Genomic DNA, 15,619 nt, shown 5'->3' with positions numbered 1-15,619 from the left:
GGTGGTCCCCCGCCCCCGCCCGCCTGACCTCCGAACACCCCCGGTTGCCGCCCCGCATCGGGTGAGGCACGTTCGACTCAACCTCTCCCCCTCCCCACGGGCCAGCGGGTACCCCGCCCGCGTCGTCACCGACCCGTTGAGGAGTGGCCGCATGTCCGACACCACGACCAGGCCGCCCCAACCCGCGCCGGGTGGCTCGTTCGACCTGCGCGACCTCCCGCCCGACGAGCTCCCCGCCCTCGCCCACCGCCTGCGGGCGCTGCTGGTGCACTCCGTCAGCCGCACCGGCGGGCACCTCGGCCCGAACCTCGGCGTCGTCGAGCTGACCCTCGCCCTGCACCGCGTCTTCCGCTCCCCCACCGACCGCCTGGTCTTCGACACCGGCCACCAGACCTACGTGCACAAGATGCTCACCGGCCGCGCCGACCTGTTCGGCGGGCTGCGCCGCGCGGGCGGGTTGTCCGGGTACCCGAGCCGCGCCGAGTCGCCGCACGACCTGGTCGAGAACTCGCACACCTCCACCGCCCTGTCCTACGCCGACGGCCTCGCGCGGGCCGCCCGGTCGCGCGGGGAGGAGCGGCACGTGGTGGCCGTGGTCGGGGACGGGGCGCTCACCGGCGGCATGGCGTGGGAGGCGCTCAACAGCATCGCCGTGAGCGACCTGCCGGTCGTGGTCGTGCTCAACGACAACGGCCGCTCGTACGGGCCGACGGCGGGCGCGGTCGGGCGGCACCTGGCCGCCCTGCGCCGGGGCACGGCGGTGTCGTCGGTGTTCGCGGACCTGGGCGTGCGCTACCTCGGCCCGGTCGACGGCCACGACATCGCCGAGCTGGAGGCCGCGCTCACCTCGGCCCGCGAGTACCGGGGCCCGGTGGTGGTGCACTGCCTGACGCGGAAGGGCTTCGGGCACGCGCCCGCCGAGCAGGACGAGTCCGACCACATGCACGCCATCGCCCCGCCGTCGCTGCCCGGCGGTCCGGAGTGGACGGCCGTGCTCGGCGAGCAGCTGGTGGCGCTGGGCGAGACCCGCCCCGACCTGTTCTGCCTGACCGCCGCGATGCTGGAGCAGACGGGCCTCGGCCCGTTCGCCCGCCGCTTCCCCGACCGGGTGCTCGACACCGGCATCGCCGAGCAGCACGCGGTCACCTGCGCGGCCGGTCTGGCGATGGGCGGGTTGCGCCCGCTGGTGGCGCTGTCCTCGACGTTCCTGCCGCGCGCGCTCGACCAGGTGCTGATGGACGTGGCCCTGCACCGGCTGCCGGTGGCGCTGGTGCTGGGCCGGGCCGGGATCACCGGCGAGGACGGGCCGAGCCAGCACGGCGCGTGGGACCTGGCGCTGCTGCGCGGCGTGCCCGGCCTGCGGGTGGCGGCCCCGCGCGACGCGACCCGGTTGCGCGAGCTGCTGGCGCAGGCAGTCGACCGGGACGGCCCGACCGCGCTGCGCTTCCCGCAGGGCCCGGTGGGGATCGACCTGGACGCGGTGTCGCGGGTGGGCGCGGTGGAGGTGCTGCACAGCGCCTCGCGGCGGGACGCGCTGCTGGTGACCGTGGGCGGCCTGGCCGCGCAGGGCGTGGCGGCGGCGGTCGGGCTGGGCGGGCAGGGCATCGGGGTGACGGTGTGCGATCCGGGCTGGGTGCTGCCGGTGGACCCGTCGCTGATCGCGCTGGCCGCCGAGCACCGGGTGGTGGTGTGCGCCGAGGACGGGGTGCGCGCGGGCGGGGTCGGGGAGGCGATCGCGGCGGCGCTGCGCGAGGCGGGGCTCAGCCGCCGGGTGCGGGTGCTGGGGCTGCCCTCGGAGTTCCTGGCGCACGGTTCCCGGTCGGACATCCTGCGACTGCACGGCCTGGACGCGGCGGGCATCGCCGACGGCGTGGAGCGCTTCCTGGACAGGAGTGCGGCATGAGCGGCTTCTACTGCCCCGTCGAACCGGCGATCAACCCGCACGTGGGGGTCACCGAGGTGCGGGCCACCGAGTGGCTGGACCGGGTGGGCCTCGGCGCGGACCCGAGGCTGCGGGCGGAGGTGGTGCGGCTGAACGTGGCCGAGTTCTTCGCCCGCGCCGCCCCGGAGGCCGACGACGAGCCGATGCAGGTGGCGGTGCGGTGGGCGTGCTGGGCGCACCTGTTCCTGCGCGAGCGGGGCGGCGACGAGGACTTCATGACCACGGCGGGCGAGGTGCAGCGGGCGCTGGAGGTGCCGTGGCACGCGGTCGCCGAGGACCGGTTCGCGCTGGCGCTCCAGGACATCGCGCTGGCCATGCACGGCTGCGCGAGCGGCCAGCAGGCGCGGCGGTTCGCGGACGCGCACCGGGCGTGGCTGTTCACGGCGGCGTGGCAGGCGTCGCTGGACTCGATGGGGCTCGCGCCGAGCCTGGACGACCACGTGATGATGCGGCTCAACGCGGCGTCGGGCGCGCCGACGGCGGCGCTGCTGGAGATCGCGGTCGGCGAGGAGGTGCCCGCGCACGAGGCCGACTCGCCGCCGGTGCGGGCGCTGAGCGAGATGGCGGTGCTGGTGACCGGCTGGGACACCGACCTGCACACCGGGGGCGGGGTGGTGGAGGTGCTGGCCGAGCAGGGGCGCACGTCGGTGGAGCGGGCGACCGAGCAGGCGCGGGCGATGCGGGACCGGGTGCTGATGCGGTTCCTGGACCTGCGGGAGCAGGTGCTGATCGGGCCGGTGAGCGAGGCGCTGCGCGGGTACCTGGCCAGCCTGGGGCACGCGATCCGGGGCAACATCGACTGGGCGCTGGGGGCGCCGAGGTTCGTGGGGTTCACGGAGGCGCCCGCCGTGCCGGGGCAGCGCGGCCGGGAGTGGGCGGACAGCCCCACGGACGCCGACCCGTCGCCGCTGCCGATCGCGGCGATCGCGTGGTGGTGGGACGACATGTGAGCGGCGGTGGCGCCGCCCGACCGGGGGTTCCCCGGTCGGGCGGTGTCGCGCTAGTCCGTGCGCACCGCGTGGTACTCGCTCCACGCGGACCAGGCGCCCGCCGCGGTGGCGGTGCGCGCCCGCAGCCACTCGGTGCCCGGCTGCTGCGGCGTCCACCCGGCGGTGGCCAGCCCGTTCACGACGTCGGCCGTGCCGGTCGGGCCGTCCTCGAGCTCGTACTGGACGCGCACCGCGCCCGGCTGGTCGGTGCGGAACTCGAACGTGGTCACCTGGCCGGGCGTGCCGACACGGGGCGTGATGGTGATCGTCGGCTGGTGCGGTTCCACGAGCACGGACACCTGCGCGGTCCCGGACTCGTTGCCCGCCGCGTCGGTGGTCCACACCCGGAGCCGGTGGAACCCGCCGGGCACGTGCGAGCCGAGCACGACGGTGACGGTCGCGGTCTCGCCCCGGGTGATCGGGACCGTGGTCGGCGCGCCCTGGCCGACCGCGTGGCGCAGTGCCACCGCGCCCGGCTGGACGGCGGTGATCCGCACCTCGAACGGCTCCCCCACCTCGGTGGACTGCGGCGCCGCCACGACCGGGCGGGTGTCGACGACCAGGAAGACGTAGGTGCGGGCGGCGGAGCGGTTGCCCGCCCGGTCGAGCGAGACGACCTGGAGGTGCACGGCGCCGGACGCGGCCGGGGCGATCAGCGCGGTGGCCGAGCCACCGGGCCGGTCGGCCCGGACGGCGCCGGTCGGGATGCCGCTGCCGGAGTGCTCGAACGCGACGACGTCGGCGGAGCCGTTGGCGTCGAAGGCGAACAGGCCGGGCACGCCCTGTCCGAGGACGGGGGCGGGGCCGTTCTCCGGGTAGTCGGTGGAGGTGACCTGCGGGGCCACCGGCGCGGTGAGGTCGTTGGCGAACTCGCAGGTCGGGCTCCACGGCGTGGTGGTGTGCCCGTCGGTGGCGCGCACCGCGAGGCCGTAGGCGCGGCCGTCCTCGAACGCGCCCTGCGGGTAGGTCGCGGTGAAGCGGCCCGTGTACGTGCCGCGCCGCACCTGCTCCTGGCGCTGCTCGGGCGCGTCGAGCGGCCACACCGCGAAGGTCGTGGTGATCTCCTGGCCCCGGCTGATGTCCGGGTCGGAGACCTTCGCGGTCACCTTGGTCTCGTAGCGCAGGCGGGCGGACAGGGGCGTGGGGCCGCAGGTCAGCTGCTGCTCGTCGAACCGGATCTCGGCGACCGGCTCGATCGGGGTGTTGTAGGTGATCCGCAGCGACGGCCAGGTGTGCAGGGTGCGGCCGTGGGCGGGGTCGGTGGCGTGCTGCTCGGGGACGCGGAGCGCGAGCGTCAGGGTGGAGCGGTCCTGGGCGAGCGCGCGGTTGACCGCGTCCACCACGTCGGCCTCGGCGGCATGGTCGGGGCAGGCGGTGCGCGGCTCGGCGGGCAGGGCGCGGACCTCGGCGGGCTGGTCCGCCCAGGTGATCGGGCCGGTGACGTCGACGTCCCAGACCTCCAGCGCGGTGGCCGCGGAGCAGTCGGCGACGTCGCGCTCGGCGTAGCCGAGGACGGCGGAGTGCGCGGTGGCGTCGGTGAGCCGGGATAGGTCGAAGGTGAAGTACGCCTTGCCGGTGCGCGTGCGGCCCTGCTCGTCCACCCGCGCCCCGGTGCGCGGGTCGCCGCCCTGGTCGACGGTGTCGGGGGCGAGCGAGTCGGTGTTGTGGTGGACGCCGCCGTAGGTGGTGTGGGTGGGCAGGTTGTCGGCCGCGTGCGCGACGCCGGTGGTGACGACGGGCGCCGCGACCACCGCGATGGCGGCGAGCAGGCTGGTGAGTCTTCGGGCTGTGCGCATCCGGTCCCCCGGTGATCGTGTTGTGGTGATCATGATGGGGTTTGCGGGACGCGGGTGGCGCGCGGTTTACCGCGCCGGTGCGGGGTCGGCATCGGGTGATCCGGACGGGCGTCACCGCACGTCCGATGGCCGGAACCGCGTTGGCGTGGCAGCTTGAGGGGCATGACGCTGGAGCACGCGGGGAGTCATTACGGGGTTCAGTACGTCTACAACGTGGACGCCGAGCTGTGGCAGGTCGAGCTGTGCGAGGCGATGCCGGTGCCCAAGGCCGACCGGCACCTGCTGGGGGTCGCCTTCGCCACCGCCCTGGTGTCCGACGCGGACCCGAAGCACGAGGCGGTGGTGCGGTTCGAGGCCGGGGTTCGGGAGTCCATCCCGTTCGCGGTGCTGAGCTGGTACCTCGAAGCGGTCACGGCCGAGGTGGAGCGGTGCCGGGCGGTGCTGGTCGAGCAAGGGGTTCGGCGGGCCATTCCTCGGCAGGACCGCGCGAGCGGCGGCACGAGGGGCGGTGCTGGTCGCAAGCCCGGTGGCAGGCCCGGCGTTAAGACCAGCGGCAAGCAGGGTGCGGCGAACCGGCGGGTGGGCGCCGGGAAGGCCGCCCCGAGCAAAGCGGGCAGCAGCGGGGTGGGCGAGGTGAGCGCGCCCGCCGCAGGGACGAGCGCCCCCGAGCGGATCGGGGGCGCGAGCAGCGGGCTCGGGGCCGCGCACGCCGAGCGCACCGGCGTCGAGCTGGTCAGCGCGGCCAAGACCGGGATCGCCGAGGCCACCGAGCCCGGCGGCGGGTGAGCCGCCCCGCGCTCACGTGCGGTAGGCCCGCACCACCGCCGCCATGTCCGCCGCGCCGTCCACCTCCGCCGCGTCGGCGAACAGGCCGTGCAGCGCCGCCATCAGCCGCCCGTCCGTGCCGCCCGCCGCCAGCGCCTCCAGGATCAGCGCGCTGTCCTTCACCGCGCCGTCGATCCCGAACGACGGCGTGAAGTCGCCCGTGATCATCGCCCTGCCCTTGAGGTGCGCGTACGGCGTGTCGACGGCGCTGCCCGCCACGCTGTCCAGGAACAGCTGCGGCTCCACCCCGAGACCTCGCGCCAGCGCCACCGCCTGCGCGGTCGCCCCGGTCACCGACAGCACCCACGAGTTGGCCACCAGCTTGAGCCGCTGCCCGTCGTCGGCCCGCTCGCCCGCCCACACCACGCGCGACGCGACCGCCGCGAACACCGGCTCCACCGCCGCGCGCGCCGACTCGGGGCCTGCGGCCAGCACGGTGAGCGTCCCGTCCTCGGCGGGCTTGCGGGTGCCGAGCACCGGCGCGTCCACCAGCACCGCCCCGTGCTCCGCCGCCAGCGCCGCCAACCGCGCCGCGCCGTCCACGCCGACCGTGGCGCACTGCGCCCACACCACCCCGGCGCGCGCCGACGGCAGCGCGGCCGACATGACCTCGACGGTGGCCTCGGCGTCGAACAGCATCGTCAGCACGACGTCCGCGCCCGCGACGGCTTCGGCGGCGCTGGACGCGACGCGCGCCCCGTCGTCGGCGAGCGGCCGGGACTTGGCCGGGTCCCGGTTCCACACGCGCACCTCCAGCCCCGCCCGCAGCAGGTTGCGGGCCATGCCCGCCCCCATCAGCCCCATCCCCAGCACCGCGACCGACTCGGACACGCCCGCTCCTCCCGCCTGAACTGCTCCGGTGCCGCACCGTACGCCCGGCGCCCGACCCCCTCCGGACCACCTGACCGAAGTGCTGGCCCGTGAGCCAGGCCATAAAAGAGGTATCCCAGATACCTCTTATCGATAGGCTATGGATCATGCACCTCAGCAAGGCCACCGACATCGCCCTGCGCGTGCTGATGCTCGCCGCGGCCAAGGACGCCCAGCTCACCGTGGACGACCTCGCGACGACCATGAACGTGCCGCGCAACCACGTGGCCAAGGTGGTCCAGCGCCTGCAGAAGGAAGGCCTGGTCACCACGGCGCGGGGGCGCAACGGCGGGGTCTCGGTCCCGCCGGAGGCGAAGGCGGTGTCGGCCGGTCACGTGGTGCGCCGGTTCGAGGGCGAGGACGAGGTGGTCGACTGCGAGCAGGGTCCCTGCCCGCTGCACCGCGCGTGCCTGCTGCGCGGTGCGCTGCGCACGGCCCGCGAGGCGTTCTTCGCCTCGCTGGACACCGTGCTGCTGCGCGACCTGATCGCCCCGCCGACCGGACCGGTCCTGCTGTCGCTGACGAGGGAATGAGGGGAACCACGCCATGTTGTCCGCACAGTCGCGGGAGATCGTCACGGCCACCCTGCCGGTGGTCCGGGAGCACGTGGTCGAGATCGCGACCCGCTTCTACGGCCGGATGCTCGGGGAGAACCCCGAGCTGCTGAACGTGTTCAACCGGGGGAACCAGGCCAGCGGCGAGCAGCGGAAAGCGCTTGCCGGATCGGTGGTGGCGTACGCCGCGCACCTGGTCGGCCAGGGCCAGGAGATCCCGCTCGACGCGGTGATCAGCCGCATCGCGCACAAGCACGTGTCGCTGGGCATCACGCCCGAGCAGTACACGATCGTCGGCCGCTACCTGATGGGCGCGGTGAAGGAGGTGCTCGGCGAGGCGGTCACGGCGGAGGTCGCGGCGGCCTGGGACGAGGTGTACTGGCTGTTCGCGGTCAAGCTGATCGCGATCGAGACCCGCATGTACCACGACCTGCACGCGGACCCGAGGCGCATCTACGCGCCGTGGGTGGTCACCGGGCGGGTCGAGGAGGCCGAGGACTCGGTGTCGCTGCTGCTGACCCCCGAGTCCGGGCCGGTGCCGCACCACCTGGCGGGCCAGTACGTCACGGTCGCGCTGGAGATGGCCGACGGCGTGCGGCAGGGCAGGCAGTACACCGTGTCGCGGGCGGCGGGGCACGAGGCGCTGCGGATCACCGTCCGCCGGGTGCGCGGCACCGGCTCCACCCCGGACGGCGAGGTGTCCACGCTGCTGACCACGACCACGAAGGTCGGCGACAAGGTCTGGGTCACCCCGCCGGTGGGCGACATCGCGCTCGCCGAGGGCTCGGGGCCGGTCGTGCTGGCCAGCGCGGGCATCGGCGTCACGCCGATGGTGGCGATGCTGGAGCACCTGGCCGAGCACGCCCCGAACCGCCCGGTCGCGCTCGTGCACGCCGACCGCTCCCCCGCCAGGCACGCGCTCGCCCAGGAGGCGCAGCGGCTCGGCGGCAGGCTGGAGTCGTTCACCAGCACGCTGTTCTACGAGCAGGACGCCCCGGAGGGCGCGCGCACCGGCCTGGTCGACCCGGACGCGGTGCCCGCCTACCCGGACGCGGGCTTCTACCTGTGCGGCCCGCTGCCGTTCATGCGCGACGTGCGGACCTCGCTGCTGCGACGCGGCGTCGACACCGAGCGCATCCGCTTCGAGGTGTTCGGCTCCGACCTGTGGACCAGCGGCGCCGACCGGCTCCCGGTGCCCGAGCAGGCCGCGAGCTAGTTCTCCCCGCACCACCGCAGGAGCCGGGGACGTCCTGCACCAGGGGCGTCCGGACAGCCCGGCTCCACCGGTCGCGAGCAGGAGGTCCCAGTCCCGACCGGACACCTGGTGCACGGCACGACGACAGCACCGCCACCGGCACCGGCATCGGCACCGCCTCAGCGCACCACCGACGTCTCCAGCAGCCCCAGCCCGAGCAGGGTCGGGGTGTGCAGCACGTGCTGGCCGTCCCGGCGGGTGTCGACCAGCCCGGCCGAGCGCAGCACCGCCGCGTGCCTGCTGACCGCGGCGGCCGAGGTGGACAGCCGCTGCGCGACCTGCGTGGTGGTCAGCCCGCCGCCCTCGGCGATCTCCAGCAGCACCGCGGCCCTGGTGGGCCCCATCAGCGCGGCGAGCCCACCGCGCGTCTCGGCAACCAGCCCCTCCCAGCCCACCGTCTTGTCCACCGGGTGGATGAGCGTGGGCGGCAGGTCGGGGTCGGCCAGCGTGATGGGCTGGCGGTCGCAGAAGAACGACGGCACCAGCACCAGGCCCCGGCCGTTGAGGTGCAGGTCGCGGTCGACGCCGTACTCGACCTCCAGCACCGGTGGGCGCCAGCGCGCCCACGGCAGCGTCTCGAACAGCCCCTCGACGCCGCGCTCGGCCAGCACCCTGGTGCGGCGGGCCGCGTCGGCGGAGACCACGGAGCGCACCGCGCCGTCGTGCGGGGTGATCACGGCGTCCCGGTAGGACCGGAGCACGGTGGCCAGCGCGCCGAGCGCGTCGGGCCTGCCCTCGGCCACCGGCAGGAACCGCGCGGGGACCGGGGACTCCTGCGCGAGCTTGGCCATCTCGGCGCGCAGCCTGCGGCGCGGGGTGGCGCGGATGGCCTCCAGCCCGGCCTCGAACCCGCCCGCCGTTCCGGTGGGGGTGAGGAAGTCCGGGAAGTACGGGCCTTTCGGGGCGAGCACGGACAGCAGCCGGGCGCCCGCGCGGGCCGGTCCGGCGCGGTTGGGGTCGGTGAGGACGCTCCGCTTCCACGCGCCGAAGAGGTGCTCGTTGTCCCGGTAGCGGTAGTTCAGCCGGAAGCCGCTGAGGACGACCTCCCACAGCGGGTCGCTGTCCCCCGCGACCCTCGTCCTCGCCAGGTCGAGCATCGTGAAGTGGATGCGCAGCGACCGCACAGCTCGAACCTCCAACATCCCGGACTCCGCGACCATGCTTACCGGGATGCCCGAGGGCTGTCCACGTCGCGGGGCTCGCGCCGTCCGCCGCCCTGCGGGAAGACAGGGGTGGTGGGACGTGCCGGAGGTGGGACGTGCGGAGGGGCGCGGGTCGGGCCGCCAGCGGTGCTGGCGGCCCGCACACCCGCGCGGGCCGGGACTGCCGCGCCCCGAGGGGGCGCCGTTCCGGCCCTGGTGGAGGGGTGTCCCCTCCGGATCGGCCTCGGTCAGTAGGCCTCGGGCGACAGGATGATGTTCATCGCCCGCTTGGCCGCGACCGTGAAGCGGCCGAGGGCCACCCCCGGCGACCCCATCAGCAGCAGCAGGAGCGTCCCGCTGAGGGGCAGGACCGCGATGCAGCCCCGTTCCCCCTCCAGCAGCACGCCCTGGAGCCTGCCGAGCTTGGACACCTCGATGAACCGGAACCCGATTCCCGCCGCCGCCGCGGCCATGGCCGCGGCGTGGGCGGCCATCTGGTCCGCTTCCGGGGTGTCCGCCTCGGTGTCGAGCGCCAGAACGATGCCGTCGCGGCTGGTGGCAATGGCGCTCTCGATGCCTTCGATCTCCCGGCGGACCCGCCCGAGCAGCTCCGCGAGAACCGCGGGGTCGCTCAGGTGGATCTGCATCCGGTTGCCGCCGGGCCGCGTCATACGATCAGGGCCTGGTCGACCCGGCGCAGGTGGTGGCGCGCCAGGGCGAGGTTCGCCCGTGTGCGGTCGAGCACCAGGTAGAGGAACAGTCTGCTGCCCTTGGCCTCCGGCAGGGGCCGGATGATGTGGTACTGCCGCTGCAGCGTGATCAGGATGTCCTCGATGGTGTCGTCGAGCTGCAACGAGGCGATCGTCCGGAGCTTCGCCCGGATCACCTCGGTGTTGCCCGCACCCGCAGCCTCAAGGTCGAGCAGCGCGTTCCCGCCCTGCTGACCGAGGGTCATGCCGCTGTCGTAGTCGACCAGCGACACGCCGACGGCGCCTTCCACAGCCATCGCCTCGCGCAACGCCTCGTCGATGTTCACCCTCGGACCTCCACACTTGGATTCATTCCCGATCTGCCACGCAGAGTACCTAGGGTGACGGCCGTTTCGCCTACAGAACAGGGCCATAAAGCCATCGATCAGGTGAGAATCGTTACTAACAGAAATCTTATGATTGCCCTGCTCACTCTTACGGAGCAGAAATATCACTACAAAGAGTGCTCAGGCCGTTACTGCGGGGCCCGCAGTCGGGCCGCAGCCAGCCGACCGGAAATCACCACTGGCGGAATTCCGACACCAGGGGTGGTCCCACTTCCGGCGAGCACGACATTGCCCCGGCGGCGCGGAAGGTTGCGCTGCCGGAACGGACCGGTCTGCAGGAACGTGTGCGCGGCGGAGAACGGCGTGCCCGCCGGTTGGCCGTCGCGCGCCCAGTCGTCCGGGGTGCTCAGCGACAGCAGCTCGACGTCCGAGGCCGAGCCGACGAGCTTGCGCTTGACGACCTCCTCCACCAGCTCCTCCGCGTACCGGGGGCCGAGCGCGTCCCAGCGCAGCGGCGCGCGGTCCAGGTTCGGGCAGGGCGCCAGCAGGTAGTGCAGGTGCTTGCCCTCGGGCGCCAGGCCCGGATCGGTCAGGCTCGGCGTGGTGAGCAGCAGCGACGGGTCGGACATCAGCTTGCCGTCGCGCACGATCTCGTCGAACGTGCCGTTCCAGGCCCGCCCGAACGAGATGGTGTGGTGCGCCAGGTCCTCGCTGACCGCGTCGGCGGCCAGGTGCGCGACCACCGCCGACGGCGACCAGCGGGTGGGCACCGGGCGGCGCGGCACGTCCCCGAGCAGCTCGGCGCTGAGCGCGGGACCGGCGGCCAGCACGACCGCGTCGCACGGCAGCCGCCCGCCCTCGGTGACCACGGCGGTGACCCGCTCGCCCGCGCGCTCCAGGCGCAGCGCGGCCGTGCCGTAGTGGAACTCGACGCCCGCGCCCTCGGCGGCGTCCGCCATGGCCTGCGGCACCGCGCGCATCCCGCCGCGCGGGAACGACACGCCCGCGATGGTGTCCATGTAGGCGATGACGCCGTACGCGCCGAGCGCGTGCCGGGGCGCGACGCCCGCGTACAGCGCCTGGAAGGTGAACGCCCTGCGCAGCCGCTCGTCGCGCAGGTGCTTGCCCACGCCCCGCTCCAGCGAGGAGAACCCGCCGAGCGCGGCCAGCTTCAGCAGGTCGGGGCCGACCAGGTCGAGCGGGGTGTCGAAGTTCGCCCCGATGAACCGGTCCCGCTCCACCTCGTACAGCTTGCGCAGCCAGGCCCGCAGCCGCAGGTAGCCGTCGGCCTCGGCGGGACCGGCGAAGTCGGTGATCGACCGGTGCATGGCCTCGGCCTCGGTGTGCACGTCCAGGCTGGTGCCGTCGGCGAACCGCGCCCGGTACGCCGGGTGCAGCGGCAGCAGCTCGACGAGATCGTCGAGCTTGCGACCGACCGCGCCGAGCGCGTCGTCGATCAGCTCGGGCATGGTCAGCACGGTCGGGCCGGGGTCGATCCGGTAGCCGCCGACGTCCAACCTGCCCGCCAGACCGCCGGGGTGCGCCAGGCGCTCCACCACGGTCACCTCGTGCCCGGCGCCCCGCAGGTGCAGCGCCGCGGACAACCCCGCCAGACCCGCGCCGACCACGACGACCCGGTCGGTGCGCCCCCTCACCACCGCGACCATCAGAAGACCTCTTCCCGCTCGCCCCGGCCGTGCCACGACCGGGAACCGCTGTTGACTGGAAACCCGGGGGGCGGTCCGCTGTGGACCCCGCCCTGGAAAACACCTGATCACCACACGCGCGCCCGGCCCACGAGGCCGGAGCGCGGGGAGCGCCGACCTAGCTGCGCCGGTCGGTGGCCCGGCCGGCCATGCGCAGCAGCGCCGACCTGGCCTCGGGGCGCACCGGCGCGTCGTCCAGCGCCCGCACCGCGCTCGCCGCCAGCGCGGTGATCTTGCTCTCGACGGTGGCCACCGCGCCGGTCTCCACCAGCACCGCCTCCACCGCCCGGTAGTTCACCGGCCGCCGCTCCAGGCAGTCGCGCAGCAGCTCGGCCGCCGCGTCGTCCCCGGCGCTGCGGGCCAGGCCCAGCGCGATCGACATCAGCGGGGTGCGCTTGCCCTCGCGCAGGTCGTCGCCCACCGGCTTGCCGGTCACGCCGGGGTCGCCGAACACGCCGAGCAGGTCGTCGCGCAGCTGGAACGCCACACCGATGTCCCGCCCGAACGAGCGCAGCGCCTCCACCAGCTCCGGCCCGGCGCCCGCCATGGCCGCGCCCAGGTGCAGCGGGCGCTCGACGGTGTAGGCGGCGGTCTTGAGCGCCGCGACCCGCAGCGCCTGCTCCAGCGACTCCTCGCGGCGGGCTCCCGCCAGCAGGTCCAGGTGCTGCCCGGCCATCATCTCCACCCGCATCGCCTGCCAGGCCACCCACGCCCGCGACAGCGCGGCGGGCTCCAGCCCTGCGGTGACGATCGCGTCGTCCGACCAGGCCAGCGCCAGGTCGCCGACCAGCACGGCCGCGCAGTCGCCGTAGTGCTTCGGGTCGCCGGACCAGCGCAGCCTGCGGTGCCGCGCGGCGAACGCCACGTGCGCGGCGGCCCGGCCCCGGCGGGTGGTGGAGCGGTCCATCACGTCGTCGTGCACCAGCGCGCACACCTGGAGCAGCTCCAGCGCGACCAGCGCGCGCACCACGGCGTCGGACTCGGGACCGGTCTCCGCGCCACCGGCGGCGAGCCACCCGCACCAGGCGAAGATCGGCCGGACCCGTTTGCCGAGGACGGACAGCTCGCTGATCTCCCCGACCAGCTCGGGGGCGAGACCGGCGTCGGGGCGCGCCGCGAAGAACTCCTCCAGCGCGGCGTCCAAGCGCGGGACGACCGCCTCGGCGGAGACACCCTCCGGTCGGGTGCGGTGGGCAAGGGTCATGGCGCGCCTCCTGGGACGGGGGCCTGTGGTGGGTTGGGATGAGCTAAGCAGCGCCCCCAGCGCCCCGCACAACGAACGCCGCCGTTGTGCGGGGGACACCACAGCGCCCTAGCGTGAGGCGAACCATCGCCCGCCAGGCGCTCCACCCCCGCGGAAGGACCCGTCCCCACCATGTCCGTCGACCGAGAACTCGACGCCGCCGACGTGCGAGACCCGCTGCTGCGCGACGCCTACCGGCGCTGCCGCGAGCTGAACGCCGAGCACGGGCGCACCTACTACCTGGCGACCCGGCTGCTCCACCGCGAGCAGCGTCCCGCCGTGCACGCGCTCTACGGCTTCGCCCGCTGGGCCGACGACGTGGTGGACGAGGTGCACGACGGCCGCACCGCGCGCGAGCGGGCGGCCGGACTGTCCGAAGTGGACCGGGCGCTGACGGCCGGACTGGACGCCGGGCGCAGCGAGCACCCGGTGGTCGCGGCCGTGGTGGACACCGCCCGCCGCTACGACATCGACCGCGCGCACTTCACCGACTTCCTGCGCTCGATGCGGATGGACCTGACCGTCGCCGACTACGCCACCTACGACGACCTGGCCGAGTACGTGCACGGCTCGGCCGCCGTGATCGGGCTCCAGGTGCTGCCGGTGCTGGGCACGGTCGTGCCGCGCGCCGAGGCGGAGCCCGCGGCGGCGGCGCTGGGCGTGGCGTTCCAGCTGACCAACTTCCTGCGCGACGTCGGCGAGGACCTGGACCGGGGGCGGGTGTACCTGCCGCTGGACGAGCTGGCCGCGTTCGGCGTCGACCGGGAGCTGCTGGAGTGGGCGCGCCGCCGCGACCGCACCGACCCGAGGGTGCGCAAGGCGCTGGCGCACCAGGTCGCGCGGGCCAGGTCGGTGTACCGGCAGGCCGAGCCGGGCATCGCGATGCTGGCGCCGCGCTCGCGGCCGTGCGTGGCGACCGCGTACCGGCTGTACGGGCGCATCCTGGACCTGATCGAGGACGCGGACTACGACGTGCTGTCCCGGCGGGTCGTGGTGTCCACCGGGCGGCGGCTGGCGATCGCGCTGCCCGCGCTGGCGAAGGCGGCGGTGGCCCGGTCGGCCTGAAGGGGTCGGCGGTCCTGAGAGTCCCGTTCCACCCTGAAGTCAGATCCGACCTGGAGGAGGTGCCGATGCCCTACCGGATGCCGCTGCGCCGCTTCAGCGCGCGCCCGTGGCCCGAGCAGGAGCCGACCTGGCGCGACGCGAAGCCCGCGCTGATCGAGGCCGCGCTCAAGCGCGCCACCGCCCGCCCGTCCGGCAACTGGTACGTGGTGGGCGCGAGCCGCGAGATCACCCCGGACCGCCCGTTCGGCCGCTCGATCGGCGGGACCGAGGTGGTGCTGTGGCGCGGAGAGGACGGCGAGCTGCTGGCCGGACCGGGTTCCTGCCCGCACCTGGGGGCGCCGCTGTGCGACGGGGCGGTGCACGCGGGCAAGGTGGTGTGCCGCTGGCACGGCCTGGCCCTGGGCGGCGGGAAGTTCGGCGGCTGGAGCCCGTACCCGGCGCACGACGACGGGGTGCTGGTGTGGGTGCGGCTGGACGCGCTCGGCGGTGAGGAGCCGCTGCCCGAGCCGGTGCTGCCGGAGCGGCCGTCCGCGCCGTTCGTGGACGCGGTGGCCACGCTGGTGGGCCGCTGCGAGCCGGACGACGTGATCGCGAACCGGCTGGACCCGTGGCACGGCGCGTGGTTCCACCCGTACTCGTTCGCGAACCTGTCCGTGCTGGAGACGCCGACCGAGGAGCAGGACCGGTTCCTGGTCGAGGTGACGTTCAAGGTCGCGGGCAAGGTCGGGGTGCCGGTGATCGCCGCGTTCAGCTGCCCGGAGCCCAGGACGATCGTGATGCACATCGTGGAGGGCGAGGGCTCGGGCAGCGTCGTGGAGACGCACGCGACGCCGCTGTCGCCCGGCCGCGACGGCGCGGCCCGCACCGCCGTGGTGGAGGCGACGATCGCGCACTCGGACCGGCCCGGCTTCGGGGCGGCCCGCGCGGTCGCGCCGGTGATCCGCCCGCTGATGCGGATGGCCGCCGCCCGGTTGTGGCGCGACGACCTCGACTACGCCGAGCGGCGCTACGCCTTGCGCAGCAAGGGGTTGTTCCCCGGCTGAGCCGGGAGCGGCGGCGGACGGAAAGGGCTTTCCCCGACGGGGGGAAGCCCTTTCCGCGCACCTGGGTGGGGGCTGGGTCCCGCCGGGCCTGGTCCCGCCGGACCAAGCGCGGCGCGGGTCCGGACTGGTCGAATCCCACCCAGCCCGGTCACG

Annotated in this window: 14 protein-coding genes; 7 read left to right on the top strand and 7 right to left on the bottom strand. The window is 74.7% G+C overall.

The window, feature by feature from the left end; all coding sequences use genetic code 11:
- The first annotated feature begins 151 nt into the window (after positions 1-151).
- Both LV78_RS31175 and LV78_RS31170 read left to right on the top strand, forming a co-directional pair.
- Entirely contained in the window at positions 152-1,903 is a 1,752-nt protein-coding gene (locus LV78_RS31175) for a 1-deoxy-D-xylulose-5-phosphate synthase (protein WP_253849599.1), read from the top strand.
- Positions 1,900-2,892, top strand: a complete 993-nt coding sequence (locus LV78_RS31170; RefSeq protein WP_253849598.1) for a terpene synthase family protein — start codon at positions 1,900-1,902, stop codon at positions 2,890-2,892. The genes LV78_RS31175 and LV78_RS31170 overlap by 4 nt, the downstream gene beginning before the upstream one ends.
- Before the next feature lie 50 nt (positions 2,893-2,942).
- On the opposite strand, the gene LV78_RS31165 is transcribed toward LV78_RS31170, so the two are convergent.
- Positions 2,943-4,727 carry a hypothetical protein gene (locus LV78_RS31165; protein ID WP_253849597.1) on the bottom strand — a complete coding sequence of 595 codons (1,785 nt, stop codon included), beginning with the start codon at positions 4,725-4,727 and terminating at the stop codon, positions 2,943-2,945.
- Positions 4,728-4,889: 162 nt separating this feature from the next.
- On the opposite strand from LV78_RS31165, the gene LV78_RS31160 reads away from it, so the two are divergent.
- Entirely contained in the window at positions 4,890-5,513 is a 624-nt protein-coding gene (locus LV78_RS31160) for a hypothetical protein (protein WP_253849596.1), read from the top strand.
- 12 nt (positions 5,514-5,525) lie between these two features.
- On the opposite strand, the gene LV78_RS31155 is transcribed toward LV78_RS31160, so the two are convergent.
- Positions 5,526-6,383 carry an NAD(P)-dependent oxidoreductase gene (locus LV78_RS31155; RefSeq protein ID WP_253849595.1) on the bottom strand — a complete coding sequence of 286 codons (858 nt, stop codon included), beginning with the start codon at positions 6,381-6,383 and terminating at the stop codon, positions 5,526-5,528.
- 146 nt (positions 6,384-6,529) lie between these two features.
- On the opposite strand from LV78_RS31155, the gene LV78_RS31150 reads away from it, so the two are divergent.
- Both LV78_RS31150 and LV78_RS31145 read left to right on the top strand, forming a co-directional pair.
- A complete protein-coding gene (locus tag LV78_RS31150) occupies positions 6,530-6,955 on the top strand; it encodes an RrF2 family transcriptional regulator (RefSeq protein ID WP_253849594.1) in 426 nt (141 codons plus the stop codon).
- A 13-nt stretch (positions 6,956-6,968) separates the two neighbouring features.
- Positions 6,969-8,192, top strand: coding sequence for a globin domain-containing protein (locus LV78_RS31145; protein WP_253849593.1), 1,224 nt, complete (start codon positions 6,969-6,971; stop codon positions 8,190-8,192).
- Positions 8,193-8,350: 158 nt separating this feature from the next.
- On the opposite strand, the gene LV78_RS31140 is transcribed toward LV78_RS31145, so the two are convergent.
- From LV78_RS31140 to LV78_RS31120, 5 genes are all read right to left on the bottom strand, one after another.
- Positions 8,351-9,355: an ArsR/SmtB family transcription factor gene (locus LV78_RS31140; RefSeq protein WP_253849592.1), complete on the bottom strand. Its 1,005-nt coding sequence runs from the start codon at positions 9,353-9,355 to the stop codon at positions 8,351-8,353.
- A 266-nt stretch (positions 9,356-9,621) separates the two neighbouring features.
- Positions 9,622-10,044 carry a roadblock/LC7 domain-containing protein gene (locus LV78_RS31135; RefSeq protein WP_015802573.1) on the bottom strand — a complete coding sequence of 141 codons (423 nt, stop codon included), beginning with the start codon at positions 10,042-10,044 and terminating at the stop codon, positions 9,622-9,624.
- Positions 10,041-10,409 (bottom strand): hypothetical protein, encoded by a 369-nt coding sequence (locus tag LV78_RS31130; protein WP_015802574.1) that lies wholly within the window; start codon positions 10,407-10,409, stop codon positions 10,041-10,043. Before LV78_RS31130 ends, LV78_RS31135 begins: the two co-directional genes overlap by 4 nt.
- Before the next feature lie 188 nt (positions 10,410-10,597).
- Complete coding sequence (gene crtI, locus LV78_RS31125; protein ID WP_253849590.1) at positions 10,598-12,076, bottom strand: phytoene desaturase family protein; 1,479 nt, start codon at positions 12,074-12,076, stop codon at positions 10,598-10,600.
- A gap of 157 nt (positions 12,077-12,233) precedes the next feature.
- Positions 12,234-13,319: a polyprenyl synthetase family protein gene (locus tag LV78_RS31120; protein ID WP_015802576.1), complete on the bottom strand. Its 1,086-nt coding sequence runs from the start codon at positions 13,317-13,319 to the stop codon at positions 12,234-12,236.
- A gap of 171 nt (positions 13,320-13,490) precedes the next feature.
- Between LV78_RS31120 and LV78_RS31115 the strand changes: the two genes are divergently transcribed.
- Both LV78_RS31115 and LV78_RS31110 read left to right on the top strand, forming a co-directional pair.
- On the top strand, positions 13,491-14,423 hold the full coding sequence (locus LV78_RS31115; RefSeq protein ID WP_253849589.1) for a phytoene/squalene synthase family protein: 933 nt from the start codon (positions 13,491-13,493) through the stop codon (positions 14,421-14,423).
- A 65-nt stretch (positions 14,424-14,488) separates the two neighbouring features.
- Positions 14,489-15,466 carry a DUF5914 domain-containing protein gene (locus LV78_RS31110; RefSeq protein ID WP_253849588.1) on the top strand — a complete coding sequence of 326 codons (978 nt, stop codon included), beginning with the start codon at positions 14,489-14,491 and terminating at the stop codon, positions 15,464-15,466.
- Positions 15,467-15,619: the final 153 nt, after the last annotated feature.

Source organism: Actinosynnema pretiosum (assembly GCF_024171695.1).
GTDB classification, from domain to species: domain Bacteria; phylum Actinomycetota; class Actinomycetes; order Mycobacteriales; family Pseudonocardiaceae; genus Actinosynnema; species Actinosynnema pretiosum.
This window is presented reverse-complemented; position numbering and strand designations above follow the sequence as displayed.

Bases quoted from the DNA above. Each gene is read 5' to 3' on its own strand.
- LV78_RS31160 (WP_253849596.1), top strand. From the start codon at position 4,890: ATGACGCTGGAGCACGCGGGGAGTCATTACGGGGTTCAGTACGTCTAC.
- LV78_RS31120 (WP_015802576.1), bottom strand. From the start codon at position 13,319: ATGACCCTTGCCCACCGCACCCGACCGGAGGGTGTCTCCGCCGAGGCG.
- crtI (WP_253849590.1), bottom strand. From the start codon at position 12,076: ATGGTCGCGGTGGTGAGGGGGCGCACCGACCGGGTCGTCGTGGTCGGC.
- LV78_RS31170 (WP_253849598.1), top strand. From the start codon at position 1,900: ATGAGCGGCTTCTACTGCCCCGTCGAACCGGCGATCAACCCGCACGTG.
- LV78_RS31150 (WP_253849594.1), top strand. From the start codon at position 6,530: ATGCACCTCAGCAAGGCCACCGACATCGCCCTGCGCGTGCTGATGCTC.
- LV78_RS31115 (WP_253849589.1), top strand. From the start codon at position 13,491: ATGTCCGTCGACCGAGAACTCGACGCCGCCGACGTGCGAGACCCGCTG.
- LV78_RS31145 (WP_253849593.1), top strand. From the start codon at position 6,969: ATGTTGTCCGCACAGTCGCGGGAGATCGTCACGGCCACCCTGCCGGTG.
- LV78_RS31135 (WP_015802573.1), bottom strand. From the start codon at position 10,044: ATGACGCGGCCCGGCGGCAACCGGATGCAGATCCACCTGAGCGACCCC.
- LV78_RS31175 (WP_253849599.1), top strand. From the start codon at position 152: ATGTCCGACACCACGACCAGGCCGCCCCAACCCGCGCCGGGTGGCTCG.
- LV78_RS31110 (WP_253849588.1), top strand. From the start codon at position 14,489: ATGCCCTACCGGATGCCGCTGCGCCGCTTCAGCGCGCGCCCGTGGCCC.
- LV78_RS31165 (WP_253849597.1), bottom strand. From the start codon at position 4,727: ATGCGCACAGCCCGAAGACTCACCAGCCTGCTCGCCGCCATCGCGGTG.